Source organism: Streptomyces sp. NPDC045470, from assembly GCF_040646595.1.
Taxonomy (GTDB): Bacteria; Actinomycetota; Actinomycetes; order Streptomycetales; family Streptomycetaceae; genus Streptomyces.
The window spans coordinates 262,983-289,147 of sequence record NZ_JBEZAN010000005.1 but is presented as its reverse complement, the minus strand read 5'-3'; the positions used below and the strand labels follow the sequence as shown (position 1 = coordinate 289,147).

The window sequence follows — 26,165 nt, the reverse complement described above, 5'->3', positions numbered from 1 at the left end:
CAGGGTGTCTTCGCGGAGCCGCCGGAGAGCCACCGGGCCGGTTCCGCCATCGAGGTGACGGGGCGTCGGCGCGCTCACGCGGTGTCCGCGGAGGTCCCGGTCCGGGCGGCGGCCCGCCGGACCCGGGTGACGGTGAACGCCAGGGCGGCGGCCGAGACCAGGGCCAGCAGGAGCAGGCCCAGGGCGAAACTCCCGGAGGCGCTGAAGATCACGCCCATCACCAGCGGGGGAATGAATCCGCCCAGGCCGCCCGCCGCGCCGACCACACCGGTGACCGAGCCGACCTTGTTCGCCGGGGCCAGCAGGGCCACCAGGGCGAAGGAGGCGCCGCTGCCCGCGCCGAGCGCGGCGGCCATGGCCAGAAAGGCGATGGTGCCCACCGGCGCGAGCGGCGGGGTCGCGGACTGTACGGCGGCGCCCACGACGACGACCGCCAGCGATCCGGCGAGGACACGGACCGAACCCGCCTTGTCCGACAGCCAGCCGCCGACCGGGCGCATGGCCACCGCGAGCAGCACGAAGCCGGCCATCCGGTTGGCGGCGTCGGCCTGGCCCAGCCCGTACCCGGTCTTCAGGTAGGTCGGGAGGTAGACCGAGAAGGCGACGTAGCCGCCGAACGCCACGGCGTACAGGGCGGATGCCTGCCAGGTGACGGGCAGACGTGCGGTGTCGGCCAGGCGGCGGGCCAGCGGTTCGCTCGGTACGGTGCGGCCGGGCGCGTCCCGCAGCAGTACGGCGGCCAGCACGGCGTAGACGGCCAGCACCGCCGCGGTGATCAGGAACGGGTTGGCCATGCCGTGCGCGTCGACCAGCTTGACGGTCGTCAGCGCGCTGATGGCGGTGCCGCCCATGCCGGCGCCGAAGACGCCGATGGCCAGCCCGCGCCGCTCCGGCGGGTACCAGCCGCTGACGAACGGCACGCCGACGGCGAAGGCCGTGCCGCCGATGCCCAGGAAGAAGCCGCCGATCAACAGGGCGACCAGCGAGGAGTGACCGAACAGGCCCAGGTAGAGCACCGGCACGATCGTCGCGGCGGACACCAGGGGGAACATCGCCCGGCCGCCGAACCGGTCGGTCAGCGCCCCCACCGGGATCCGGCCCAGCGACCCGACCACGACCGGCACCGCCACCAGCAGGGACTGCTCGAACGAGCTGAGTGCCAGGGTCTCCTTGAAGCGCGGGCCCAGCGGGCTCAGCAACGCCCACGCCCAGAAGTTCACCGCGAAGCCCAGCGTCGCCAGGGTGAGCATGATCGCCGGGCGGCCGGCCGGGGCGGCGCGGCCTGCCGCCTCCGACGGCGTGGCACGGGCGGTTTCCTCAAGCGGGCACATCGGGTACCTCTCGTTCAAGTCGTTCCGGCAGCCGTCCGGCGCGGGACCTGCGTCCCGCGGCCGGCACCCGGCTCCCGTCTCTCAGCTTCATCGAACCCGCCCACCGGGGACGGGCCATTCATCGCGCGCGGGGCCGCTGCTACCGGGGAGCCTTGGACCCGGTCAGCTCGCGCCGGGCGCCGGCGGGGGCACCGGGGCGCCGGTCGTACGCCCGGGCGGCCGGCTTCCGCCGGTAGACCAGGTACGGGCGTCGCAGGTAGCCGACGGGGGCGCTCCACACGTGGACGAGGCGGGTGAAGGGCCAGGCCGCGAACAGCAGGCACGCTGTCAGGGCGTGCAACTGGAACAGCAGGGGTGCGCCGGAGATGGCCCCGGGCTGCGGTTGCAGCAGGAACAGTCCGCGGAACCAGACCGAGACGGTGGAGCGGTAGTCGTATCCGCCGCCGGCGATGTTGTGGACGACGGTGGCGGCGATGCCCAGCACGACGGTGACGGCCAGCAGCGGGAAGAGCACCTTGTCGCTGGAGCTGGTCCGGGTGCGGATGCGCGGGGCGAGCAGGCGGCGGGCGCTGAGCATGCCCAGGCCCACGACCATGGCCGCACCGGCCACGGAGCCGAGGGCCACCGCCACGGTGTGGTAGGTGTGCTCGCCGATGCCCACCGCCTCGGTCCAGGAGGCGGGAACGGCCAGGCCCACGACGTGTCCGGCGATCACGGCGAACGCGCCGAGGTGGAACAGCGGGCTGCCCCAGCGCAGCCAGCGGTGTTCCAGTAGCTGGCTGGTGCGGCTGGTCCAGCCGAACTGGTCCTTGCGGAACCGCCAGACGTGTCCGACGACGAAGACGGCCAGACAGATGTAGGGGACGGCGACCCACAGCAGCAGGTCGGTGCCGTTCATCGCGGTGAGGGGGCTGCTGGCGGCGCTCATCGGCGGGGCTCCGAATCCATGGGGCCGGTCAGAGGGGGCATCAGCGTCGGCCGGGCCGGTGCGGGCGGCACGAAGGTGCCGGGCGGGGCGAAGCCGGTGCCGCTGTACGGGTCGAGGCCGACGTCCTCGGCGGGCGGCCCTTCGGCTGCCAGCTTCGCCACGGCCGCCAGCTCCGCGTCACTGGCCGGCGGCAGCAGCGACAGCAGCGCCGTCAGCAGCCCGGCGTAGGGGGATCGCACGTCGGACAGGGCGTGGTGGATGAGTTCCAGGCCGCGCCGGTGGCGGCGCAGCGGCGCTTCTCCGGCGCGCGGGCCGGCCAGCGCGGCGAATTCCAGGACGACGGGCAGGTGGTCGGGGAGTTCGCCGCTGTCGGCACTCCATCCTGCGGCCCGGTAGGTCTGGGCGAGGGTGAGCAGGGCCATGCCCCGTCGGCGGGTGTCGCCGTGCAGGTAGTAGGTGAGGTAGAGGCTGCTCTTACGGCGCAGGTCGAAGATTTCCACGTAGTGGCTTTCCAGGGCCTCGGCAGGCTGGGCCGCGTACCAGGTGGTGAAGGTGGCCAGCTCGTCGGCGGCGGGCGAGGGCGGCAGTGCGTTCACGGCCGCGGCCAGCGCGGGTCGCTCGGCGGTCAGTTCGGCGTCCGGGTACTGCAACAGGAGCGACAGCAGCCGCAGCAGGAGCGCGCGCTGAGCGGTCTCTTCGGGGCCGGGACGGGCTGCCGGGCGGATGCGCGTGCGCAGGGTGCTCATGCGGTGTCTCCCGCGAGGCTGTCGGAGGTGGTGGCGCGTCGCCGCAGGGCGGGAATGCCGAGCATGACCTTGCGGTCGGAGCCGGGCGGGGCGTCGGTGCTCTCCACGGGGCAGCGGTCCTCCATCGCGCTGAGCGCGGCGGCGTCCTCCCGGTGGGCGGCGGGCACCACGTACCGGTCGGCGTACTTGGCGACGGCCAGCAGCCGGTGCAGGTCCTCGGCTTGCGCTGACGTGAGTCCGACAGCCTTGAGGGCGCTCTCGTCGCCCTGCTCGCCGAGGCTGCGCTGCCGCATGTGGCTGCGCAGCGCGGTCAGTTTCATCAGCACCCCGGCGACGACGTCGGTGTCTCCGGCGGCGAAGAGGTTGGCCAGGTAGTCCAGCGGGATGCGCAGCCGGGTGACGGCGGCGAAGACATGGTCGGGGTCCTCGGCGTCGCCGCCCGCCTCGCCGACGGCGTCCAGGACCGGGGACAGCGGCGGCACGTACCAGACCATGGGCAGGGTGCGGTACTCCGGGTGCAGCGGCAGGGCCACCTGGTACTCGCTGATCAGGGCGCGTACGGGTGAGCGGCGGGCGGCGTCGATCCAGTCCTCGGGAATGCCGGACCGCCGGGCGGCGGCGCGGACTCGGGGGTCGGCGGGGTCGAGGAAGACGTTCCGCTGGGCGTCCAGCAGGTCCTGCTCGTCGGCCACGGCGGCGGCCTCGCCGACCCGGTCGGCGTCGTAGAGGACCAGGCCGAGGTAGCGCAGACGGCCGACGCAGGTCTCGGAGCAGACGGTGGGCTGTCCGGCCTCGATGCGCGGGAAGCAGAAGGTGCACTTCTCGGCCTTGCCGGTGGCGTGGTTGACGTAGACCTTCTTGTACGGGCAGGCGGTGACGCACATCCGCCAGCCGCGGCAGCGGTCCTGGTCGACGAGGACGATGCCGTCCTCGGCCCGCTTGTACATCGCCCCGGACGGGCAGGCGGAGACGCAGGCCGGGTTGAGGCAGTGCTCGCACAGCCGCGGCAGGTGGAACAGGAAGGTCTGCTCGAACTCGAACTTCACCTTCTCGGCCAGGTCCCCGCTCAGGTTGGGATCGCCGGCCGCCGTCTCGGCCGCGCCGCCCAGGCCGTCCTCCCAGTTGGCGCCCCAGGTGATGGCGGTCGGCTTGCCGGTGAGCACCGAGCGGGGGCGCGCGACGGGCACGTCCTGGCCGGCCGGGGCGCTGACGAGATGGTCGTAGTCGTAGGTGACCGGCTCGTAGTAGTCCTCGATGGCCGGCAGGTCGGGGTTGGAGAACAGGGAGGCCAGGCGCTTGAGGCGGCCGCCGGAGCGCAGTACCAGGCGCCCGCGCCGGTCCAGCTCCCAGCCGCCCTTCCACTGCCGCTGGTCCTCGTAGCGGCGCGGGTAGCCGACGCCGGGCTTGGTCTCGACGTTGTTGAACCAGGCGTACTCCACACCGGTGCGGTTGGTCCACGTCTGCTTGCAGGTGACCGAGCAGGTGTGGCAGCCGATGCACTTGTCGAGGTTCATCACCATCGCCACTTGGGCCATGACGCGCATGTCAGTACTCCACATCCTGGCCGCGGCGGCGGATGACGGTGACCTCGTCGCGCTGGTTGCCGGTGGGGCCGTAGTAGTTGAAGGCGTAGGTGAACTGGGCGTAGCCGCCGGCCAGGTGCGACGGTTTGAGCAGCAGCCGGGTCAGGGAGTTGTGCATGCCGCCGCGCTTGCCGCTGACCTCCGTCTTCGGCACGTTCACCGTGCGGTCCTTGGCGTGGTACATGTACACCGTGCCCTCGGGCATCCGGTGGGTGACCACCGCGCGGGCCGCCACGACACCGTTGCGGTTGTACGCCTCGATCCACTCGTTGTCCTTGACGCCGATCTTCTCGGCGTCGGCGGTACTCATCCAGATCACCGGCCCGCCGCGGGACAGCGCGAGCATGTAGGCGTTGTCCTGGTACTCGGAGTGGATGGACCACTTGGAGTGCGGGGTGAGGTAGCGGACCGTCACCTCGGCACGGCCGTCCTCCCCCAGGTGCTCGTCGCCGTAGTGCCGTGCGGTGTTCAACGGCGGACGGAAGACCGGCAGTTGCTCACCGAGTTCGGTCATCCAGTCGTGGTCGACGAAGAAGTGCTGGCGGCCGGTGAGGGTGTGCCAGGGCTTGCGGTGCTCGACGTTGATGACGAACGGGGAGTAGCGGCGCCCGCCGGTCTCGCTGCCGGACCACTCGTAGGACGTGATCACCGAGCGGGGCTGGACGCGGGTGTCGGCGAAGGTGATGCGCTCTGCCTCCCGCTCGGCGGACAGATGCGCCATCTCGGTGCCGGTACGTTCCTCCAGCGCCTTGAATCCCTCGGTGGCCAGCCGTCCGTTGGTGGTGCCGGACAGCGCGAGGATCGCCTCGCACATGTCCGTCGCGGTGGCCAGCGAGGGCCGGCCGTCCACCGCGCCACCGTGCCGGACCCCGTTCGTACGCCGCAGCCGCTCCAGTTCCTCGTCCGGACGGACGGTGACGCCCTTCGTGGTGGTCCCGAGCCGGTCGAGGAGCGGGCCGACGGCGCGCATCTTGTCCGCCACCGCCGTGTAGTCCCGCTCGACGGTCACCAGCTTGGGCATGGTGCGCCCGGGGACCGGCGCGCACTCGCCGGCCTTCCAGTCGGCGACGATGCCGCCGGGCTGGGCCAGTTCGTCGGGGGTGTCGTGCTGGAGCGGCACGGCCAGGACGTCGGTACGGGTGCCGAGGTGCTCCTCGGCCAGCTCGCTGAAGCGGTCCGCGATGGTCAGGAAGGTGTCGTAGTCGGTCCGTGCCTGCCAGGGCGGCGCGATGGCCGGGGTGAAGGCGTGCACGAAGGGGTGCATGTCGGTGCTGGACAGGTCGTCCTTCTCGTACCAGGTGGCGGCCGGCAGCACGACGTCGGAGAACAGCCCGGTGGAGGTCATCCGGAAGTCCATGCTGACCAGGAGGTCGAGCTTGCCCTCAGGGGCCTCCTCGTGCCAGACGACGTCCCGGGGCCGCTTCTCCGGCGGTGTCTCCTCGGAGCGCACGGCGGCATCCGTGCCCAGCAGGTGGCGCAGGAAGTACTCGTTGCCCTTGCCGGAGGAGCCCAGCAGGTTGGCCCGCCACACGGTCAGTACGCGCGGGAAGTTGGCCGGGTCGTCCGGGTCCTCGGCGGCGAAGCGCAGGGTGCCGGACGTCAGTCCCTCGACGATGTGCTCCGCCACCGGGCGGCCGGCGGCGGCCGCCTCGTCGGCCAGGTCCAGCGGGTTGCGGTCGAAGCCGGGGTGGCCGGGGGTCCAGCCCATGCGGACGGCCTGGGCCAGGCAGTCGGCGGTGGCGCGGCCGGCGAACCGTCCCTCGCCCAGCGGGGAGGCCAGCTCGTCCGGGCCGAACGCCTCGTAGCGCCACTGGTCGGTGGCCAGGTACCAGTAGGACGTACCGGCCATGTGACGGGTGGGCCGCTGCCAGTCGAAGGCGAACGCCAGGTGTTGCAGGCCGGTCAGGGGACGGACCTTCTCCTGGCCGACGTAGTGGGCCCAGCCGCCGCCGTTGACGCCCTGGCAGCCCGTCATGGTGGTCAGGGCCAGGAAGGCGCGGTAGATGGTGTCGGAGTGGAACCAGTGGTTGGTGCCGGCGCCCATGGCGATCATGGAGCGGCCTTCGGTGCGCTCGGCGTTGCGGGCGAACTCCCGGGCGATACGGGCCGCCTGGGCCGCGGGGACCGAGGTGATGGTCTCCTGCCAGGCCGGGGTGTACGGCTGGGAGGCGTCCTCGTAGGAGGCAGGCCAGGTGCCGGGCAGTCCGGGGCGGTGCACGCCGTACTGGGCCAGCATCAGGTCGAAGACGGTGGTCACCTGCCGGCCGCCGATCTCACGGACCGGTACGCCGCGGACCATGACCCCGCCGCCTTCGGTGGGTCCCTCGTCAAAGCGCGGCAGCGCCACGGTGGCCGTGTCCTCAGCCCTCTCCAGCAGGCTCAGCTCCGGCTCGGTGTCGCCCAGTTCGAGGTTCCAGCGGCCCTTGCCCTGCTCGCCCCAGCGGAAGCCGAGCGATCCGTTGGGCACCACCGGGTCACCGCTCGCACGGTCGACAAGGACCGTCTTGAAGCGCGCGTTCTCGTCGGTGTCGCCGAGGTCGGCCGCCGTCAGGAAGCGGTCGGGCACCAGATCGCCGTCCCGCTCGCGCAGTGTGACCAGGAACGGGGCGTCGGTGAACCGGCGCAGACAGCCCTCGAAGTAGGGAGTGGCCCGGTCGACCAGGAACTCGCGCAGGATGACGTGGCCCATCGCCATCGCCAGGGCGCCGTCCGTCCCCGGGTGCGGGGCCAGCCACTCGTCGGCGTGCTTGACGTTGTCGGCGTAGTCGGGGCTGACGGCGACGACCTTGGTGCCGTTGTAGCGGGTCTCGGTCAGGAAGTGGGCGTCCGGGGTCCGGGTGACGGGGATGTTGGACCCCCACATGATCAGGTACCCGGCGTTCCACCAGTCGGCGGCCTCCGGCACGTCCGTCTGGTCGCCGAAGACCTGCGGCGAGGCGACGGGCAGGTCCGCGTACCAGTCGTAGAACGACAGCAGGGTGCCGCCGATCAGGGACATGAACCGCGCGCCGGCGGCGAAGGACGCCATCGACATCGCGGGGATCGGCGAGAACCCGGCCACCCGGTCCGGGCCGTACGTCTTGACGGTGTGCACCTGGGCGGCGGCGACCAGCTCGGCCACCTCGTCCCAGTCGGCGCGCACCAGCCCGCCCTTGCCCCGGGCCTTCTTGTACGCGCGGGCCTTGGCCGGGTCTCCGGTGATCTCCGCCCAGGCGGCCACCGGGTCGCCGAGCCGGCGGCGCGCCTCCCGCCACATCTTCAGCAGCGTGCCGCGTACGTACGGGTAGCGCACCCGGCTGGGCGAGTAGGTGTACCAGGAGAACGATGCGCCGCGCGGGCAGCCCCGCGGCTCGTACTCGGGGCAGTCGGCACCGATCGACGGATAGTCGGTGGCCTGGTGCTCCCAGGTGATGATGCCGTCCTTGACGTAGACCATCCAGGAGCAGGACCCGGTGCAGTTGACCCCGTGGGTGGAGCGGACGACCTTGTCATGGGCCCAGCGGTCGCGGTAGAAACCCTCCCACCGCGGGTCCCCCGTGCCGAACACGGCGCGTCCGTCCGCACTCACCTCGCGGCGGTCGAGCAGCCGCCGGCCGGCCAGCGGCCAGCCGCGTGCTTCATCAGCCGCCGACGGGCTGCTGATCTTCTTGTTCTCCATGCAACCGAACCTAGGTCCGGCCCATGCCGGGCACGGTGGGCGAAGCGTCCCGCGCCGCAGGGCCACAGGACCTCGAATGTTTTCGGCCACACGGGACCAACGACCCTGCGCCGGGGCCGCCCCGCCCCCGGCGGCAGCCGCCTCCCCGGCCGCATGCTGGGGCTGATCGCATCGGAGGTACCGCTCATGCACCACCACGCCCGGCGGCCGGCCCGCCGCTCCGTCCCGTGTCCGCACCGGTGACCGGCGCCCGGCCGGTCCGCCGGCAGCACCAGGCGGTGGCGGACAAGCCGTTCATCGTCATCTGGGAGTCGACCCGCGCCTGCCCGCTGGCCTGCCTGCACTGCCGGGCGACCGCGACCCCCGCCCGCGACCCCCGCGAGCTGGACACCCGGTCCGCCAAGGGCCTGATCGACCAGGTCGCCGCCTTCGGCCGGCCCGCTCCCCTGTTCGTCGTCACCGGCGGCGACCCCTTCCAGCGTCCCGATCTGCTGGAACTGATCGTTTACGGCACGCGGACCGGGGTAAAGGTCGCCGTCTCTCCCTCGGGCACCCCGACCCTGACCGCACCCAACCTCCGCGCCGTGCACGAGGCCGGGGCGGCGGGCCTGTCCCTGAGCCTGGACGGCTCCACCGCCGCACTCCACGACGGCTTCCGGGGCGTCCCCGGCGTCCACCGCTGGACCCTGGACGCCTGGGACACCGCCCGCCGCCTGGGCATGAGGGTCCAGATCAACACCACGGTCGGCCGGCACAACCTGGACGACCTGCCGGAGATCGCGGCACTGGTCCGCGAGCACGGGGTCATGCTGTGGAGCGCCTTCTTCCTCGTACCGACCGGACGCGGCAGTCGACTCGCCGCGCTCAGCCCCGCGGAGACCGAGGACGTCCTCAACTTCCTCCACGACGTCGGGCTGTCGGTGCCGGTCAAGACCACCGAAGCCCACCACTTCCGCCGCGTCGCCCTGCAACGCGCGATCCTCGCCGCGAAGGGCGCGGACCACGTCCAGGCCCTCCGCCTGGGCCCCCTGTACCGCCGGCTCCGCGACCGCGCCGAAGAGCTGAACCTCTGCACCGGCCCCCGCCGGACCCGCCGCCCGCCCCTGGACGTCAACGCCGGACGGGGCTTCGTCTTCGTCTCCCACACCGGCACCGTGCACCCCAGCGGCTTCCTCCCCCTCTCGGCGGGCAGCGTACGCACCCGCCCGCTGTCGGAGATCTACCGCGACTCGGACCTGTTCACCGCCCTGCGCGACGCGGGCCGACTCCTCGGCCGCTGCGGCCGCTGCGAGTTCCGCCACGTCTGCGGAGGATCCCGGTCCCGCGCCTACGCCGTCACCGGCGACCCGCTCGCCGAGGAACCGTGGTGCGGTTACGAGCCCGGGTCGTTCCCCTACCAGCGGGAAGTGGCGGACTTGGTGGCCGGGACCGGCCATGACGGCGTACGGCCGCGTCAGAGGCGGTCGTAGATGACCGAAAGCCGGCGCAGCACCTCCGCCGCCGAGTCGAGGGCGGCCGTGTCGTAGTCGGTGAGGGCGGTGTCCAGCGCCTGTTGCAGGAGCGCCTGCCGCTCGTTGTGGCGCTCCTGGCCGCTGGCGGTGAGGGCGACCGCGACGGCTTTACGGCCCGGGACCTGCTCGCGGGTGACGTAGCCGGCGGCGACGAGGCCGTTGACCAGTTGCGTGGCGCCAGGGGGCGTGGTCTCGGTCGCGGCGGCCAGTTCACGGATGGAGAGCGGACCGTTCTCGGCGAGCACCCGCAGGGCGCGTGCGTGGGTGAGGGAGAGCGCGCCGGGCGTGCGGGTGGCGCGGCCCCGCAGGCGGGCGTCGGCTGCGCTGAGGCTGTAGGCGGCCCGGGACAGCTCGTCCAGGGCGAGCTTGCGCTCGGAGTCGGTCTGCGGGCGACGAGGGGGCATGGCGTGTCTCTCTCCGATGGGCACTGCGGTTGACAAACATCCTAAGGTAAGTACTTAATGAATTGAAGGTAAGTACTTAACTCAAGCGTCGGGCACTGACGCCGCAGAGGAGGAAGGCCCCATGACCACACGGTCCACCGGCCAGAACTGGAGCCTGGACATCGCCCTGGCACAGGGCGGTTTCGACGCCCTGCACCCCGAGGCCAAGGGCACCATGGAACAACTCGGCCACGACCCCGCCGACTTCGACAAGGTCTTCGCACTCGTCAAGAGCGGAGCCATGCTCCCCAAGGCCTGGGCAACCGTCGCCGGCCAGGCCGAGCGGCGCGCCACCCACCACGAGCGGGAGGGGTTCGCGCGCACCGCCGCCGACCTCTACCTGCGCGCCGCGGTGATGTGGGGCCGCGCCCAGTACTCCGTCTTCGACGCGGGCGACCCCCGCAAGGCGGCCTTCCGCGAGCGCACCGACCACTGCGTCGCCCGCCTCGGCAGCCTGCGCGGGGACCGGGTGCGCCGCGTGGTGCTGGACTTCGAGGGGCAGCACCTCTACGCACTGCTGCACCTGCCGGCCGGCCCGGTGCACAACGCCCCCGCGGTGATCCTCGGCCCGGGCATGGACATGATCAAGGAGGACTACATCCAGGCCGCGGAGCGCTACTACACCTCCCACGGCATCGTGGCCCTGTCCATCGAAGGCCCCGGCCAGGGAGAGACCCGCGCCAACGGCCTCACGGTCGACCTGACCAACTACGAGCGGGCCATCAGCCGCTACATCGACCACCTCGCCGGCCTGCCGGAGGTCGACGCCGGGCGCATCGGCATGTTCGGCATCAGCATGAGCGGCTACTGGGGCCTGCGGGCGGCCGCCGCCGACCCGCGCCTGGCCGCGCTGGCCACTTTCGAGGGCGTCACCGGCGACTTCGACACCATCTTCGAGCGCGCCCAGCCCACCTTCAAGCACAACTACATGTACATGTCCGGCTTCAGCGACGAGGAGCGCTTCGACCGGGAGCTGGCCGCGCTGATGCCGCTGGGCGACCTCGTCACCCGCCTCACCCGGCCGGTGCTGGTCGGCATCGGCGAGTTCGACGAGCTGACGCCGCTGGAGCAGGCGCTGGCCACCTACGAGCGCATCCGGGCTCCCAAGGAGATGCGCGTCTACGAGAACGAGTTCCACCCCCTGGGCGGGGTCGCCGCCGAGATGTTCCGCTTCGGTGCCGAGTGGGTCGAGCGCGCCCTGAACGGAGCGCTGCAGGAGCCCGGCCGGGACGTACGGCACTACGTGCGCCGCGACGGCACCACAGCCGACGGCACCGCCGACCCCGACTGGTGGCTCGGCGCCGCTCCGGCCGCGCTCGGCAAGGCCCGCCAGTCCTAGACCAGTACCTTCAGGGCCGGGCCACACGCGTCACACGTGTGGCCCGGCCCTCGACGCACCCCACCGGCTGTGTGCGTCCCTTTGGCCGGACGCACAAGACCTGTGCGCGATCTCTGTACGGACATCACGTGCGCCCGGCCGGGCCGGCGGCGACGCTGTCCGAACGCACGTTCCGACGAACGAGCGGCACACGGGGCTGAACCGGCCCGATGCCGCACGCATCAGTTCCGGCCTCACCGAAGGAGACGTCAGACGTCATGCGATACGGGACCAGTGCCGTGGCCTTGGCCGTCACCGCCTCTCTGATGACGGCGGCGCCGGCCGCGTCGGCCGCGGCACCGCGGTGCGACAACCAGCCCGTCCGGACCGCGTTGAAGGCACTGAAAGATGTCGGCGCCTCGGGCATCAGCGTCACGGTGAAAAGCCCCCGCTGCGGTGTACGGCACGGCGGTGTCGGCCTCGCCGATCTCAGGACGGGCCGTGAGGCCGTCGGCGATGAGCACGGCCGCATTGCCAGCAACACCAAGACCTGGACCGCCACCGTCGTGCTCCAGCTCGTCGGTGAAGGCAGGTTGCAGCTCGATGACACCGTGGAGCGGTATCTGCCCGGCCTCGTCCGCACCGAGCACTACGACGGCCGCAGGATCACGGTCCGGCAGCTCTTGCAGCACACCAGCGGTCTGCCCGATTACCTGGAAGCGTGGGACGACCTGGAGGCGCACCGCTGGGAGCACATGGATCCCCTGGAGACGGTCGAGCAGGCCCTGACGCTGCCCCCGCCCGACGACCGGACCCCCGGCGGCTTCGCCTACTCCAACACCAATTACAACCTGGTCGGCCTGATCGTCCAGGAGGTCACCGGCCGCGGCATCGGCACCGAGATCGAACAGCGGCTCATCAAGCCGCTCGGGCTGCGCCACACCTTCTGGCCCGGCGACCGGACCACGCTGCCCAAGCCGGACATGCGCGGTTACGTGGACCGGGGCGGGAAACTGGTGGACCGGACGGAATGGAACACCTCCGGGGCCGACGCGTCGGGCGCGCTGGTCTCCACCAGTGCCGACGCGACCACCTTCTGGACCGCGCTGCTCTCCGGCAGGCTGCTGGCCCCGGCCCAGCTCGCCGAGATGAAGAAGACCGTAGCGGACAGCTTCCCGAGTGAGCGCTACGGCCTGGGAGTCGAGCGTTACGAGACCTCCCCCGGCTTCGTCACCTGGGGGCACAGCGGCCACATGGAGTCCGGCCACAAGTTCCGCAACGCCGTCACCGACGACGGCCGGCGGGCCGTGACCCTGCTGATCGGCTCGGAGTCGTTCGACTCGGACAAGGTGGACGCCGTCATCGGCAAGCTGATCCACGACCTTCGCTGACCGGGCTGCCACGCGGAGCATCTGGGCGGCACCGTGGTGCCTCCCAGATGGCCCGGGGCCGTCACTCTCCTGCTCCGGCAGCACCGCCGAGCCCCGCCAGCGCCCTCAACTGGAGCCACAGGACCAGCCGTTCGTCGGGGTCCTCGAAATCGATCCCGAGCTGCCGGCCGGCCTGCTTCAGGCGGTAGCGGCAGGTGTTGGGGTGGACGGAGAGCAGCTTCGCCGCGCCCGCCACGTCGCAGCCCGCGTCGAACCAGGACACCAGGGTACGGGCGTAGTCGGTGCCGTGCTCGGCGTCCGCCGCGAGCACCCGCTGCCAGACGCCCGCCCGCAGCCCCCGTTGCTGGTGCATGACGTCGGACAGCCGTAGCAGCGTCACCCGGGGCCGCACCTCGTCGACCGTGGCCACCGGCAGGTCGTCGTGCAACAGCCGGAGGACCAGATCCGCGTCCGCACGCGAGTCCGCCACGGCACCGAGATCCTGTGCCACCTCGCCGAGCGCTGCCCGTACCGGCACCCGCAGCGACCGCCCGGCCCGGCGCACGATGTCCTCCGCCAGTTGCCGGTGCCGCTGGTGGGCGGTCCTCTGCTCGCGCGGCGCACACGCTCCGGCACTCTCCTTGGGCGCCGGCAGCAACGCGTACACCACCCCGTCCAGGAGTACGCACGCGTGCCGCCCGTACCGCGCCTCGCACTGCAGTCGTACGACGTCCAGCAGCCTGAGCGACGCCCGCTCGGCGTCGGGCACGCTCGCCGAGAAGTCCAGCACGAACGCGGCCACGCGCACCGCGTCCCACCCCAGGCGGTGCGCTGCGGCCGAGGCGTCCGCCGAACCGTCCAGCAATCGGCGCAGCAGGTCGGTGTTCTGATGGCGGGCCAGTTCCCGGGCCGCGCGGGCACGCAGCAGGAGCAGTGCCGCCGTGGACGCGCCCTGGACCAGGGTCTCCTCGGCGTCCGGGGCGAGAGTGCCGCCGTCGATCACCCAGATCGAGCCGAGGGACTCGCCGCCGGCCCGCACCGCGACGGCCAGCCGCGGCAGGTCCCCCGGCGTGAGCGAGGGGAGCCGCACCGGCCCGCCCGCGGCGAACACCTTCCTGACCTGCTCGGAGTTGTCCACGCTGCCCGGTACCTGCAAGCCGAGGATGCCCTGGCGGCGGTCCTCGTCGACCGGCTGCCCGGGCACGGTGGAGTAGGCCAGGATCCGCTGGCGCGGGTCCTCCACGGCCGTCGCCCCGCCGGTCGCCGCCGCGATCGCGTCGGCCAGTGCGAACAGGTCCCCCAGGCCGGCGGCGCTGTGGGCGGAGCGGGCGCCGATCGCCGAGGCCAGCATCAGGTGCACATGGTGCCAGGCCGCGTTCTCGTCGACGGCCAGCAGCGCCACGCCGTGCGTCTCGGCCTCGCCGACCGGCGGTCCGGCCGTGTCCCGCACCACGACTCCGGTGATCCCGGCCTCCGCAGCGGCCCGCAGCAGCGGTCCGGCCGCGGCCGCCCGTACGCCGACCGCGAGCAGCAGGGCGCCGGGCGCGTGGGGCAGCGGGGCGTGGGCGTCGTACAGCAGCGCCTCGGTGACCGGGGCGGCGAAACCGGCCGGAGCGGTGTGCAGCCGCAGGGGCGGGCTGCCGACGATGTCGATCAGGTCGCCGAGCGTACAGGCGTCCATAGGTGCTCCTCACCGCGTCTTCCCGGATCCGGTCAGGCTGCTGCCCGGACAGCCAAGGTTGCTTGCTGGACACGTCCGGGTGACTGGCCGATCCCCACAGGAACGTACGTTTCTGTTGTCCGTTTCCACAAACCCGCGAGCCGCGGCAGGGACGTGTTCAGCCGCCTTCGGTGGGCCGAGCCGTACGGAACCGGGGAGCGAATTCGTCCTCGATGAACCGCTCGATGGAGGTGGGGGTGGAGGTGCGGGCGGTACGCGGCTGCCGCATCCGTATGTGCCGGGAGTTGATGGCCTCGCCGGCCTCGGTCATCATGTCCGCGACGTTTTCGGAGACGCCTGCCTCACGGAGTCCGGCGCGGAAATCGGCGAGGCCGGTCTGCTCATAGGTGAGGTCGTCCGCTCCCACCGCCTCGGCGATCAAGCGCACGGCTTCCCGCATGCTCACGTCGCGTTCGCCCTGGAGCTCCAGGACTTCCGTACCGCACCAGGCCCCGGCGGCCAGCGCCTCCCCGGCCCGCGACCCGATGTCGCGGGTGGTCACGAACGGCAGCGGAAGGCCGGGGTCGAAGGGGGCGCTGATGCGGTGGTGGGCCCTGGCGGTACCGATGTGGTCCAGCAGGTTCTCCATGAAGTAGCCCGCCCGCAGCCACAGCGTGTCGACTCCGGGGACGGCCGAGAGACGCTGTTCGAAGCGGTGCAGCCCCGCCACCGGCCCGGTGCCCGCGGCATGCTGGGCTCCCCAACTGCTGAGCCCGACGACGCGGGTCGCACCGGACTCCGCGACCGCCCTGGTCAGGGAGTCCGCCACCCGGTCCTGGAAGGCGCCGAAGTCGGGGTGGTGAGGGAGGTAGTTGGGCTGGATCACCGCGTAGACACCGTCCGCGCCGCGGAGGGCATCCGTCAGCGCGCCGGGGTCCGCCGGGTCGGCCTCGCAGACCTCGGCGCCCCGTGCGGCAAGATCGGCCAGCCGCCCGGCGGAACGGCCGACGGCCCGCACCCGGTGCCCGGCGGCGAGAAGGTGTTCGGCGGCGGCCCGTCCGGTGCGGCCACTGGCGCCGGTGATGACGAACATCGAGGTCACTCTTTTCCTTGGTGGTTGCCCGGCTGCGTCCCGGGCCCTTCGGCAGGCCGACACTAGGCACCCGGCGATCCGTACGGGTAGGAGTGCCGCACCCACCCCGGACCAGCGGCGCCTCGTCCTTACGCTGGTGGAATGGACGTTGCAGCAGGACACGGCGGAGGCGCGCCACTGGCGGCCTTCCTGCGCGCCAGGCGGGACCGGGTACGGCCCGAACAGCACCGGCTGGCCGCGGGGGCGCAGCGTCAGGTGCCGGGGCTGCGGCGGGACGAAGTGGCACTCCTGGCCGGGATCAGCACCGACTACTACGTGCGCCTCGAACAGGGGCGGGAACGCCGGCCGTCCCCCACCGTGGTGGAAGGTCTGGCCAAGGCCTTGCTGCTGGACGCCGTGGCGGCGCGCCACCTGCGTGAACTCTCCGCCGCGAGTACCGCCCTGGGCGGCGAGGCGCCCGGCATGGGTACGGAGCGCCGTGCGGCCGTGCGCCGGTTGCTCGACTCCCTGCCGGTACCCGCCCTGCTGGTGAACCGATGGCTCGACATCGTGGCCGTCAACCCCCTCGGGGAGCTCCTGCACGAGGGACTGGAGCCCCGGGACAACTACGCCCGCCTGGTGTTTCTCGCCCCCGGCGCACCGTCGTTCTTCACCGACTGGCCCGAACTCGCCCGCTGCGTGGTGGCGTCCCTGCGCGCCCAGACCGGCCCCGAGACGGCATCGGCGCGCCTGACACACCTGCTGGACGAGCTGTCCGCGCACAGCGACGTCTTCCGGTCCGCCTGGAGCGGGCACCACCTCTACGAGAAGGCGCTGGACCACAAACGGCTCCGGCACCCGAGGGCCGGAACGCTCGCCCTCGACCAGCACGTCCTGGAGCTTCCGGGCAGCGAAGGCCACCGGATCTGGGCCTTTCACCCGGCGGACGGCAAAACCTCGAACGCCCTGCTCGGCCTGGCGTCCCCGGCTCCCGTCCCGGCCGCTGCCCCGGCGCTGCCGCCCGGCCGTGGTGAGTGACGGTCAGCCGGTGGCCGCCCGACCGGTGCCGGGCCGGGAGCGGTGCCGGTCGATGATCCCCTCGACCGTTCTCAGGAGGCGGTCCCCCACCTGATCGATGCTTCCGTTCTGCATGCTGACCTGCGCGCCTTCCAGTACGAAGGTGATTTCGGCGGCGGTCTGCTCGGGGTCGGGCAGCCCGGCCGCGGCACACATGCCGACCAGTCTGCGGGTCTGGCGGGCCTTGTGCTGCTCGATCACCTGCCGTGCGGGATCGGACCGGTCCGGCAGTTCGGCGAGGGAGTTGATGAACGGGCAGCCCCGGTACGAGAGCGCCGGCAGTCCCTCGGCGATGAAGCGCGCCAGGGCCAGGATCTGCTCCCTGGGGCGGCCGGGGTGTTCGGCCTCGACCCGGTCGAAGGCCGCCTGGTAGTCGGCGGCGACGATCCGCAGCCACTCCGCGACCAGGGCGTCCTTGGTCTCGAAGTGCCGGTAGATCGCCATCTTGGTGGTCCGGGCCCGCTCGGCGATCGCCTGGACGCCCACCCGCCGGATTCCCTCACGCTGGAAGAGCTCCTCCGCCGCGTCGAGGATGCGCTCACGAGGCGGCAGTTTCGCCACCCTGTCCGGCCTTCTGGTGGTCGCTGCCATGACTGCTCCGTGACTCCCGTCGATCGTGGGGCGTCCGGGGCCCGTGAGCCCGGTGGGACCTGTAGGGCCTCCGAGGCCTCCCGACTCCTGTTACGGTACCAGCCCGGCCCACGCGATACCGTTGGGTATCGTTCGGAACCTGCCGGTATCTTTCTTTCCGCTGGGAGTGACTGTGAGGGTTTCCGAGTACGTGCGCTTCGACGCTGTCGGGCTCGCGGAGCTGGTGGCCGGGGGCGAGGTGTCCCCCGCCGAACTGGAGGCAGCCGCACGCGAGGCCGTACAGGCGGTCAATCCGCGGATCAACGCCGTCGTGGAGACCTGGCCGACCGACGACGGGCCCGGGCCCGACCCCCGCCCCGGCAGCGCACCGCTGGCGGGCGTCCCTTTTCTGATCAAGGACATCGGGATCACCATGGCCGGACGGCGGACGGAGCTGGGCAGCCGTCTCGCGGCCGGCCATGTCGCCGACGCCGACTCCGCCCTGATGCGGCGCTTCCGTGACGCCGGCCTCGTGACGTTCGGCCGTACCGCGACACCCGAGCTGGCCTACAGCATCACGACGGAATCCGTGCTGTACGGCGCGACCCGCAACCCCTGGAGTCCGGAGCGGAGCGCGGGCGGATCCAGCGGGGGCGCGGCCGCGGCTGTCGCGGCCGGGGTGGTTCCGATCGCCCACGCCACCGACGCCGCCGGCTCCCTGCGCATCCCCGCCGCCTGTACCGGCCTCTTCGGGCTGAAGCCCACCCGTGGCCGTGTCTCCATGGGCCCCGACGCCGACGAGACCTTCAGCGGCCTGGCCGTGCACGGCAGCGTCAGCCGCACCGTACGCGACAGTGCGGCCCTGCTCGACCGGATGCGCGGCCCGGAGCCGGGCGACCCGTACTTCGCCCAGCAGCCGTCCCGGCCCTACGCCGAGGAGGTCACCCGCCACCCGGGCTCACTGCGTATCGGTGTCCTCCCCCAGGCATGGGGCGGACGGCGCACCACCGCACCCGTGGCCGACGCGCTCTCCCGTACCGTGCGGCTGCTCGAAGCCCTCGGCCACCGGGTGGAGGAGGTTTCGGTCGACCTCGGGGTCGACCGGGAGGAGTTCGTCCTGGCCAACGCCCGGCTGTTCACGGTCAACCTGGCGGCCTCGGTCGACGCGTTGGCCGCCGCCTTCGGCCGGCCGGTCGACTCCTCGACGCTCGAACCGGCGACGCTCGCCGGCTGTCACTACGGGCAGCAGGTCGGCGGCACCGAGTTCGTCACCGCGCTCGCGATGCGCAACCGGGTCGCCCGGAGCCTGGCGCGGTACTTCGACACCCACGACATCCTGCTCACCCCGACCTTGCCGGAGCTTCCCATGCCCCTGGGCACCTACGCCGAGGGCGCGGCGGCGTCGGACGGCTTCGGCTGGATCGACCGCCTCAACGACCGCTCCCCGTTCACCATGCCGTTCAACGTGGCGGGTACGCCTGCCATGTCCGTGCCGGTGACGGCCGACGCCGGGACGGGGCTCCCGATCGGTATGCAGTTCGCCGCCGGTCACGGCCTCGAAAGCCGCCTCTTCCGCCTCGCCGGTCAACTCGAACAGGCAAGCCCGTGGGCAGGCCGGACCCCCGTGGTGTGGGCGGGGCACCACACGGGCACCGGCACACCCGCCGAGGCCCCGGGGAACCGTCGAACCGACGGCGCCCTCACAACGCCACCCATTCACTGAAGGTGGTGACCTCGTCGAGGACGTCGGGCAACGGCTCGACGCCGAGGCCGGGGCCGGCGGGGACGTCGAGGTGGCCGTCGGCCAAGACGAACGGCTCCGTGATGTCGGTGGCGAAGTAGCGGCTGGATCCGGAGGTGTCGCCGGGGAGGGTGAAGCCGGGCAGGGCGGCCAGCGCCACGTTGGCGGCGCGGCCGATGCCGGTCTCCAGCATGCCGCCGCACCAGACGGGTATGCCGTGGGCGCGGGCGAGGTCGTGGATGCGTCGGGCTTCGAGGTAGCCGCCGACCCTGGCCGGCTTGATGTTGATGACGGAGCAGGCGCCGAGGGAGATGGCCGCCGCGGCGTCGGCGGCGGACTCGATGGACTCGTCCAGGCAGATCGGGGTGCGCAGCAGTTCGGCCAGTCCGGCGTGCTGGACCAGGTCGTCGTTGGCCAGGGGCTGTTCGATCAGCAGGAGGTCGAAGGCGTCGAGCCGGGCGAGCTGCCGGGCGTCCACCAGGGTGTAGGCGGCGTTGGCGTCGACCTGGAGGAGCAGTTCGTCACCGAAGCGCTCGCGTACGGCTCGGACCGGCTCGACGTCCCAGCCGGGCTCGATCTTCAATTTGATCCGGACGTATCCCTCGTCGAGGTACCCCGCCACGGCGTCGAGGAGTTCGGGTACGGAGTCCATGATCCCGACCGAGACGCCGCAGGGCACCCGGTCCCGGGCGGCCCCCAGATAGGAGCCGAAGGACTCGCCGGCGGCGCGGAGCCGGGCGTCCAGCACCGCGGTCTCCAGCGCGGCCTTCGCCATGCGGTGGCCGGTGAAGGGCTCCAGGACCCGACCCACCCCGTGCGCGTCCGTGCCGTCCTTCGGCAGGGCGGGGATCAGGAACTTGCGCAGGACCTCCTGAGCGCTGTCGACGTACTCGGAGCAGTAGCGGGGCTCGGACATGGCGGCGCACTCGGCCCACCCCTCGCCCTCGGAGGTGACGACGCGGACCAGCAGCACATCGCGGCTGGTCTCCACGCCGAAGGAGGTACGGAACGGGGCGACGAGCGGCATCGCGATGCGGCGCAGCTCAACGCCGGTGATCTTCGTCTGCACGGCTGGTGACTCCTCGGGAGCGGGAAACGGAGAGCGGTCAGGGGCGGGTGGGGAGGCGTCGGACCACGTAGCGGCGGCGTTCGTGGAAGCCGACGACGCGGGCGCCCTCGGCGAGCAGGCCGCCCAGGGTGTGCCGGACGGCCAGCCGCCAGGCCCGGGCGGCGCCGGGGTCCGTGCCGCGCAGGGCCTCGATGTCGTCGGGCAGGTCGACGAGTACGGTGGCCGCGTCGGTCGGCACGGTCCGCGGGCGGCCTGCGTCGTTACGGAGGACGTGCGCGGCGCCGGCGGGCAGTTCGGTCGTCCCGGGCGGCGGGGTGGGCGTGGTGAGGTTCCAGGCGGCCACGACCCGGTCGGACTCGTCGCCGCCGTTGATGACGTCGTCCATCGCGCCGTAGAAGGAGGTCAGGTACTCCTCCGGCCGGGCGCCGAGTTTGACCAGGTTGAAGTAGGCGTTGCGGCGGATGAGCGGGTCGTAGGTCCAGGTGATGCGCTCCAGGCGGCGGGCCGTCGCCCACTGCCGCTGATGCAGCTTGAGGGCGAGGCCCACGCCACGTCCCATGACGGCGCCGGTGATGTGCGAGTGCAGGCTGGTGCCCACGGGCTCGCCGAAGAAGCCGACGGAGGCGCCGACCAGCCGGCCGTCCTCGTACGCTCCGGCCACATAGTTGCCGGCGTGCGAGAGGGCCCGCATGACCTCGGCGGACAGGGGCGGGTGGGCGGGCGGGGTTCCCCAGATGTCGGCGTAGAGCAGGCTGACGGCCTCGAAGTCCGCCATGCGGTGCAGCTCCCGGACGGTGGTCCCCTTCACCGCAGTGCTCCGACCAGGCGGGCCAGGAGGCGGGCGCGGTCCGGCATGGTGGCGGCCACGACGTGTTCGTGGTCGGCGTGCGCGCCGTCGCCCACCGCGCCGAGGCCGTCGAGCGTGGGGCACCCGACCCCGGCGGTGTAGTTGCCGTCGGAGGCCCCGCCCACGGCCGCTCGGCGCAGCGGGCCGAGGCCGAGCCGTACGGCCTCTTCGGTGGCCAGGGCGAACAGGTCGCCGGAGGCGTCGGGGGTCAGGGGCGGCCGGTTGGGGCCGCCGTCGATCCGCAGGCGGGCGCCGGGAGTCCGCGGGGACAGGGACCTGATGAGCCGGTCGACGGCGTCCTGGGCCGTGGCGTCCGGCACGCGGACGTCCACGCTCAGCTCGGCCTGTGCGGGCACGGTGTTGTTCGAGGTGCCGGCCCGCATCACGGTGGGGGTGACGCTCGTCCCGGGCCCGGTGGAGGCGTTGACGGTGCCCGCGATGCCGCCCAGGGCGAGCAGTTGGTGGGCGAGTTCGGTGGCCGCGTTGACGCCCTTCTCCGGCTCCAGTCCGGAGTGGGCGGCCCGGCCGTGGACGGTGATGTCGTAGAGGGACACGCCCTTGCGGCCGGTCTTCAGCGCTCCGCCGGGCGCCGAGGGCTCCAGAACGAGGGTGGCCGAGCACCGGCGTGCGACGTCCTCGATCAGCGAGCGGGAGGTGGCCGAGCCGGTCTCCTCGTCCCCCGTGACGAGCACACAGAGGCCGTCCAAGGAGGGCAGCGAGGCGAGAGCGTGGAACATCTGCACCAGGCCGGCCTTCATGTCGAAGACGCCGGGCCCGCGGACGACACCCTGCTCCATCGACCAGGGGTGCGTCTTGAGGGAGCCGGTCGGCCAGACGGTGTCGTGATGGCCCAGCAGCAGGATGCGCGGTGTTCCGAACGTCCACCGCACATGGGTGATGCCGTCGAGGGTCAGCGTCCGGGGTGCGGCGTCGAGCAGCCGGCGGCCCTGCGCGGCGACCACCTGACCGCTGCGGGCCACGGCCGCGTGGTCGTCGGAGAAGGACTCGCAGGTCACCAGTTCTTCGAGGTCGGCGAGCATGGCGTCCAGGGCCGGTTCGACCGGTGTGAACGGTGCTTCGTCCGCCGGCGCGGAACGGCGTGCTGAGTCGTACGGCACGGGTTGTCCTCCGTGAAGTGTCGAGTGAACCGGTAGGGCCGGGATGCCCGGTGACTGGTGTCGGGCCCCGCCGCCCCGGCGGGTACCGCCGGGGCGGCGTCAGCCCATGTTCTTGCTCATGAGCCGTCGCATGTTGCCGCCGAGGATCTTGAGGACGTCCTCCTCGGGCAGGCCCCGGCGGAGCATCGCTCCGGTGACCCGGGGCATGTCGGCCGGGCCCGCCAGGCCGGGGAAGTCGAACTGCGGGTCCTCCTCGTCGAGGTTCTCGCAGCAGGGCGGGGTCACGTCCGCCACCACCTCGCGGAGGAAGTCCGAGCCGAGGCCGACATGGTCGGTCCCGGCCACGGAGACGACGTGTTCGATGTGGTCGACGACCCGGTCGAGGCTCACCTTCGACGCGTCGTCGGTGAGGAAGTCCGGGACGAAGTTGACGCACACCACGCCGCCGGTGCCGGCCACACCGCGGATCTGGTCGTCGGTGAGGTTGCGGTGGTGATCCCGCAGGGCGCGGGCGCAGGAGTGGGTCGCGATCAGCGGGCGGGTCGCGAGCTCCAGTACGTGGGAGACACCGCTCGCCCCCAGGTGGGAGATGTCGAAGAGCATGCCCAGGCGTTCCATCTCCCGCAGCGCCCGCACGCCCGGCGCGGTCAGCCGGCTGCCGATGGCGTCCTCCCGGCTGCCGTCCGCGAGCGGGGTGCGTCCCCAGTGGGCGATCGAGGCGATCCGTACGCCCAGCCGGAACAGGGTGGCGAACAGTTCGACGGAGGCGTCGATGCCCGGCGCGCTCTCCAGAGCGAGCACCAGAGCGATCTTCCGCTCGGCGAGGGCCTCGTCGATGCCGGCTCCGTCGGTGCACAGCGCGACGTGTCCGGCGTTGGCCTCGGTGAGGGTGTGGGCGCACTCGATCATGCGGAGGGTCTGCCGGAGCGCGCCTTCGGGGCGGTACTGGTCGTCGATGAACACCGGCAGGACCTGGATGTCGATACCGCCCTCGCGCAGCTGCGGCAGCCACCGGTCCCGGAAGAAGCCGCCCCAGCGCTTCGGGGGGCGAGCGGCAACGGCCATCAGGAGGTCGTTGTGGGCGTCGGCGACGACGGCGCGGTGGTGCAGGTCCAAGGACACGACGGTGCCTTTCGCGTGGAGAACTGAGCCGCAGCGTACGAAGGGTGGCCGCCGGGTTGTTGATCCGGGAGAACGAATCAGCAGGGCATGTGCTGTGCATATGGACAAAGCACGGGCGGGGGAAGGTCTTTGCGGTGAGTGCCTGGAGCTGAAGGGGCGGGCCTGGAGCTGCTCGTGGCCACCACCGGCCGCCGCAGCCCTCACGTCTCTTCCCGCACCACCGGCACCGGTCTTTTCGAGAAGTGCGCCCAGCACATCCGCACCACACTCCGCGACGCCTTCCCGGAATTGCGCCCGTCCCCGCGCACCGTTCCGGCCGGTCCGTCACTGGCCGATTTCCGTGATTGACGCCGGTATGTGCCGTGCCTAGGTTCCCTGTCGCAACGGGGAGAGGAACGTCCGGGAACCGGACGTCGGAAACGAGGGGTGTGGACATGGCAAAGCAATACGTCACGCCGGAATGGGAATCCCCTGGCGAGTGGTACGGCACCATGAAGGCCACGGTCTGGAATTTCGAAAGCGAACCACTCGTCGATCCGGAAATCTCGTTCCGCGTGCAGTCGGACCAGAACGTCACCAACGTCTACGGGCTCGTCTGGCAGCGGTCGGGCAACGTGATCACCGGGCGTCTGGTGCCCGAGCGCAAGACCGTTCCGCCCCGGCGCGGCACCCAGGAGTTCCGGCTCGGCTTCGCCCGGTCCATGCCGGGCCCCGGCCCGCTGCCGACCGAATTCAAGATCAACGGGCAGCCCGCCGACGTACCGGACGACGCGACACCGCCCAGCGTGCCGACGCAGCTCCGGGTGGACACCCTCGGCCCGACCCAGGCCACGCTCTCCTGGACCCCCTCCACCGACAACATCGGCGTGCAGGGCTACGAGGTGGCCTACGGCGGCGCCCAGCCACTGCGGGTCAAGGACGAGACCGCGGTGCTCTCCGGGCTCACCCCGACGACCGCGTACACGGTACGGGTCACGGCCGTGGACCTCGCGGGGAACCGCTCCGACCAGTCCCAGCCGCTGGAGTTCAGCACGACCGACAAGCTCCCGGACGGCGGCCCCTGGGACATGCCGCGCGCGCCGTTCGTGGACTACATGGCCTGGCCGAACCCCAGCCTCCCCCAGTACGCCCAGGAATCCGGCGTGGACGGCTTCATGCTGGGGTTCATCGTCGCCAACAACAACAAGAAGCTGGCGTGGGCCGGACAGGACGGCCCCGACTGGGAGGTCGACCAGAGCTCGTACGGAAAGAAGGACATCCAGCAGTTGGCCGCCACCGGCGGCAAGGTCGCCTTCTCCTGCGGCGGAGCCTCCGGAAGGCCCCTCGAAGCCGTCGAGACGAGCGTCCCGAGGATCGTCGAGCAGTACGAGGCGTTCCTGCGCAACTACGGTGTGGCGCGCCTCGACTTCGACTTCGAGGGCGACTTCCTGTCCGACGAGGCGGCGCACCTGCGGCACACGGCGGCGGTCTCCCAGCTCCTCGCCAAGCACCCCGGCCTGAAGATCTCCTACACGCTTCCCGCCGACGCGCAGCCCGGTGAGGGGTCGGCGGGCTTCAGCCCGGTCGGCGTCAAGTTCCTGGCCAAGGTGGCCGCCGCCGGAATCGAGCCCGGCCTGGTCAACGGCATGCTGATGGAGTTCGGGCAGAGCGCGCCGCCCGACATGTACGAGTGCTGTGTCATCGGCCTCAAGGCCATGCACGGCCAGATCGGTTCGCTGTGGCCCGCCTGGGACGCCACGAAGACCTGGAACCGTACGGGCGCGACCCCGATGTTCGGCTGCAACATCAACAAGCGGGTCTTCACCCTCGACAACCAGCGCAGCCTGGTCGAGTTCGCCCACGAGAACCAGCTCGGCGCGCTCTCCGGATGGGATGCCACCCGCGACCACAACCAGGGCAACCCCGACGTCCAGCCGCCGTGCACCGTCGGCTGCGAACAGTGCGACACCTACCGCTGTACCTGCGTGGACCAGCGGCCGTTCGACTTCAGCAAGCTCATCGCCCTCTACAAGAACGGCGCCACCCCCACCATCGGAGCGCAGTCCCGAGGGTGACGGCACCCCTCCCCCGTACGGCGAACGGCCGCCTCATGGGCGGCCGTTCGTCCGTCCCCGGAATCATCGTCGGCACCGACGCGTCACTGCCCCTGAAACGCTTCCCGTCCCGCATCACTTCCGGAGCGTTTCCCGACTACTTCTGACTGCGCACCATCGCCATCAGCAGTCGGTGGGTCTCGGCGTCGGCGGCCACGACGAGTCCGCGGCCGCCCCGGCCGACCGGGGCGCCGTCGACACCGGTGACGACGCAGCCGGCGGCCCGGCACAGGGCGATACCGGCGGCGAAGTGGACGCTGCCGGACAGATCGCCGCCGTCCGTGACGTACGCGGCGCGCTTGCCCGCCGCGACCCAGGCCAACGCGAGCGTCGTGGACACCACGCGGGGCCGGAAGTGCTCGGCGAAGGCGGGCCCGGCCAGCAGGTCCACCGCCCGGAAACCGGGGGCGCCGGGGAACGGCGGGTCGAGGTTGACGTCCACGAGCCGGGAGGCGGACGCGGGCGTCAGCCGCCGGTCGGCACCTTCGCCCCGTACCCACGCGGTCTCCCCGTCGGTGCAGAAGACTTCACCGCCGAACGGGTCGGCCACCGCCGCCGCGCCCTCGCGCAGCGCCACGTTGACGGCGACCAGCACCGTGCCGACGGCGTAGTTGAGCGTGCCGCACAGGGGATCCACCAGCCACCGCCGCGCAGCGTCCTCGGCACCGTGCCGCCCGCCTTCTTCGCCGAGCACCGCGTCGCCGGGCCGGGCGGCGCGGAGCACGCCGAGGATCGCCTTCTCGGCCGCCACATCGGCCTCGGTGGCGAAGTCCCCACCACCCTTGTCGATGCGGGCGAGCCGCCGCCCGTACAGGTCGCGCACCACGTCCGCGCCGGCCCGCGCCGCGGCGGCCGCCACTCCGGCATCGTCAAGGTCCGCACAGGAGTTGATCATGCCGAAGAGGTTA

23 protein-coding genes are annotated in these 26,165 nt (G+C 72.1%); 8 read left to right on the top strand and 15 right to left on the bottom strand.

Translation table 11 applies throughout. The annotated features are described in order from the left end of the window. Positions 1–74 precede the first annotated feature (74 nt). The 5 genes from AB0A97_RS18625 to AB0A97_RS18605 all read right to left on the bottom strand — a co-directional run bounded on the left by AB0A97_RS18625 (position 75) and on the right by AB0A97_RS18605 (position 8,246). Complete coding sequence (locus tag AB0A97_RS18625) at positions 75–1,250, bottom strand: MFS transporter (protein WP_361151095.1); 1,176 nt, start codon at positions 1,248–1,250, stop codon at positions 75–77. A gap of 220 nt (positions 1,251–1,470) precedes the next feature. Continuing rightward, positions 1,471–2,259, bottom strand: coding sequence for a respiratory nitrate reductase subunit gamma (gene narI / locus AB0A97_RS18620; RefSeq protein ID WP_361150784.1), 789 nt, complete (start codon positions 2,257–2,259; stop codon positions 1,471–1,473). Next, entirely contained in the window at positions 2,256–3,005 is a 750-nt protein-coding gene (gene narJ, locus AB0A97_RS18615; protein ID WP_361150781.1) for a nitrate reductase molybdenum cofactor assembly chaperone, read from the bottom strand. Before narJ ends, narI begins: the two co-directional genes overlap by 4 nt. Beyond that, a complete protein-coding gene (gene narH / locus AB0A97_RS18610; protein ID WP_361150778.1) occupies positions 3,002–4,549 on the bottom strand; it encodes a nitrate reductase subunit beta in 1,548 nt (515 codons plus the stop codon). The genes narJ and narH overlap by 4 nt, the downstream gene beginning before the upstream one ends. A 1-nt stretch (position 4,550) precedes the next feature. Continuing rightward, complete coding sequence (locus AB0A97_RS18605; RefSeq protein ID WP_361150775.1) at positions 4,551–8,246, bottom strand: nitrate reductase subunit alpha; 3,696 nt, start codon at positions 8,244–8,246, stop codon at positions 4,551–4,553. Between the two features lie 227 nt (positions 8,247–8,473). Between AB0A97_RS18605 and AB0A97_RS18600 the strand changes: the two genes are divergently transcribed. Further along, complete coding sequence (locus AB0A97_RS18600; RefSeq protein WP_361150773.1) at positions 8,474–9,715, top strand: TIGR04053 family radical SAM/SPASM domain-containing protein; 1,242 nt, start codon at positions 8,474–8,476, stop codon at positions 9,713–9,715. Here AB0A97_RS18600 and AB0A97_RS18595 read toward each other — a convergent pair. Further along, positions 9,700–10,161 carry a MarR family transcriptional regulator gene (locus AB0A97_RS18595; RefSeq protein ID WP_361150771.1) on the bottom strand — a complete coding sequence of 154 codons (462 nt, stop codon included), beginning with the start codon at positions 10,159–10,161 and terminating at the stop codon, positions 9,700–9,702. The genes AB0A97_RS18600 and AB0A97_RS18595 overlap by 16 nt on opposite strands. Before the next feature lie 121 nt (positions 10,162–10,282). On the opposite strand from AB0A97_RS18595, the gene AB0A97_RS18590 reads away from it, so the two are divergent. Further along, the gene (locus tag AB0A97_RS18590; protein WP_361150769.1) at positions 10,283–11,539 is read left to right on the top strand and encodes an alpha/beta hydrolase; all 1,257 of its coding nucleotides are present in this window, start codon (positions 10,283–10,285) and stop codon (positions 11,537–11,539) included. A 124-nt stretch (positions 11,540–11,663) separates the two neighbouring features. Here AB0A97_RS18590 and AB0A97_RS18585 read toward each other — a convergent pair whose 3' ends face one another. Next, the gene (locus tag AB0A97_RS18585) at positions 11,664–11,954 is read right to left on the bottom strand and encodes a hypothetical protein (protein WP_361150767.1); all 291 of its coding nucleotides are present in this window, start codon (positions 11,952–11,954) and stop codon (positions 11,664–11,666) included. Between the two features lies 1 nt (position 11,955). On the opposite strand from AB0A97_RS18585, the gene AB0A97_RS18580 reads away from it, so the two are divergent. After that, positions 11,956–12,909, top strand: a complete 954-nt coding sequence (locus AB0A97_RS18580; protein ID WP_361150765.1) for a serine hydrolase domain-containing protein — start codon at positions 11,956–11,958, stop codon at positions 12,907–12,909. Positions 12,910–12,970: 61 nt separating this feature from the next. Here the strand turns inward: AB0A97_RS18580 and AB0A97_RS18575 are convergent, their stop codons facing one another. Together AB0A97_RS18575 and AB0A97_RS18570 are read right to left on the bottom strand one after the other, a co-directional pair. Next, positions 12,971–14,569 carry a helix-turn-helix domain-containing protein gene (locus AB0A97_RS18575; RefSeq protein ID WP_361150762.1) on the bottom strand — a complete coding sequence of 533 codons (1,599 nt, stop codon included), beginning with the start codon at positions 14,567–14,569 and terminating at the stop codon, positions 12,971–12,973. A 157-nt stretch (positions 14,570–14,726) separates the two neighbouring features. After that, positions 14,727–15,641, bottom strand: a complete 915-nt coding sequence (locus AB0A97_RS18570; RefSeq protein ID WP_361151093.1) for an NAD(P)H-binding protein — start codon at positions 15,639–15,641, stop codon at positions 14,727–14,729. Positions 15,642–15,782: 141 nt separating this feature from the next. Here AB0A97_RS18570 and AB0A97_RS18565 point away from each other — a divergent pair, with 141 nt between their 5' ends. After that, positions 15,783–16,658, top strand: a complete 876-nt coding sequence (locus AB0A97_RS18565) for a helix-turn-helix transcriptional regulator (protein ID WP_361150760.1) — start codon at positions 15,783–15,785, stop codon at positions 16,656–16,658. Between the two features lie 3 nt (positions 16,659–16,661). On the opposite strand, the gene AB0A97_RS18560 is transcribed toward AB0A97_RS18565, so the two are convergent. Continuing rightward, on the bottom strand, positions 16,662–17,288 hold the full coding sequence (locus AB0A97_RS18560; protein WP_361150758.1) for a helix-turn-helix domain-containing protein: 627 nt from the start codon (positions 17,286–17,288) through the stop codon (positions 16,662–16,664). A 172-nt stretch (positions 17,289–17,460) separates the two neighbouring features. Between AB0A97_RS18560 and AB0A97_RS18555 the strand changes: the two genes are divergently transcribed. After that, positions 17,461–18,990, top strand: a complete 1,530-nt coding sequence (locus AB0A97_RS18555; protein ID WP_361150756.1) for an amidase — start codon at positions 17,461–17,463, stop codon at positions 18,988–18,990. Here AB0A97_RS18555 and menC read toward each other — a convergent pair. The 4 genes from menC to AB0A97_RS18535 form a co-directional block, all read right to left on the bottom strand. Beyond that, on the bottom strand, positions 18,968–20,077 hold the full coding sequence (gene menC / locus AB0A97_RS18550) for an o-succinylbenzoate synthase (RefSeq protein WP_361150753.1): 1,110 nt from the start codon (positions 20,075–20,077) through the stop codon (positions 18,968–18,970). The genes AB0A97_RS18555 and menC overlap by 23 nt on opposite strands. Before the next feature lie 37 nt (positions 20,078–20,114). Beyond that, positions 20,115–20,852 carry a GNAT family N-acetyltransferase gene (locus tag AB0A97_RS18545; protein ID WP_361151090.1) on the bottom strand — a complete coding sequence of 246 codons (738 nt, stop codon included), beginning with the start codon at positions 20,850–20,852 and terminating at the stop codon, positions 20,115–20,117. Between the two features lie 29 nt (positions 20,853–20,881). Further along, positions 20,882–21,964, bottom strand: coding sequence for a M20 family metallopeptidase (locus AB0A97_RS18540; RefSeq protein WP_361151087.1), 1,083 nt, complete (start codon positions 21,962–21,964; stop codon positions 20,882–20,884). Positions 21,965–22,141: 177 nt separating this feature from the next. Continuing rightward, a complete protein-coding gene (locus tag AB0A97_RS18535; protein WP_361150751.1) occupies positions 22,142–23,164 on the bottom strand; it encodes a membrane dipeptidase in 1,023 nt (340 codons plus the stop codon). Positions 23,165–23,302: 138 nt separating this feature from the next. On the opposite strand from AB0A97_RS18535, the gene AB0A97_RS18530 reads away from it, so the two are divergent. The 3 genes from AB0A97_RS18530 to AB0A97_RS18520 all read left to right on the top strand — a co-directional run bounded on the left by AB0A97_RS18530 (position 23,303) and on the right by AB0A97_RS18520 (position 25,364). Beyond that, positions 23,303–23,512 (top strand): hypothetical protein, encoded by a 210-nt coding sequence (locus AB0A97_RS18530; protein ID WP_361150748.1) that lies wholly within the window; start codon positions 23,303–23,305, stop codon positions 23,510–23,512. An 86-nt stretch (positions 23,513–23,598) separates the two neighbouring features. Then, positions 23,599–25,218: a fibronectin type III domain-containing protein gene (locus tag AB0A97_RS18525; protein WP_361150746.1), complete on the top strand. Its 1,620-nt coding sequence runs from the start codon at positions 23,599–23,601 to the stop codon at positions 25,216–25,218. Further along, the gene (locus AB0A97_RS18520; RefSeq protein WP_361150744.1) at positions 25,215–25,364 is read left to right on the top strand and encodes a hypothetical protein; all 150 of its coding nucleotides are present in this window, start codon (positions 25,215–25,217) and stop codon (positions 25,362–25,364) included. The genes AB0A97_RS18525 and AB0A97_RS18520 overlap by 4 nt, the downstream gene beginning before the upstream one ends. Here the strand turns inward: AB0A97_RS18520 and AB0A97_RS18515 are convergent. Then, positions 25,355–26,152, bottom strand: a complete 798-nt coding sequence (locus AB0A97_RS18515; RefSeq protein ID WP_361150741.1) for an inositol monophosphatase family protein — start codon at positions 26,150–26,152, stop codon at positions 25,355–25,357. The genes AB0A97_RS18520 and AB0A97_RS18515 overlap by 10 nt on opposite strands. Positions 26,153–26,165 lie beyond the last annotated feature (13 nt).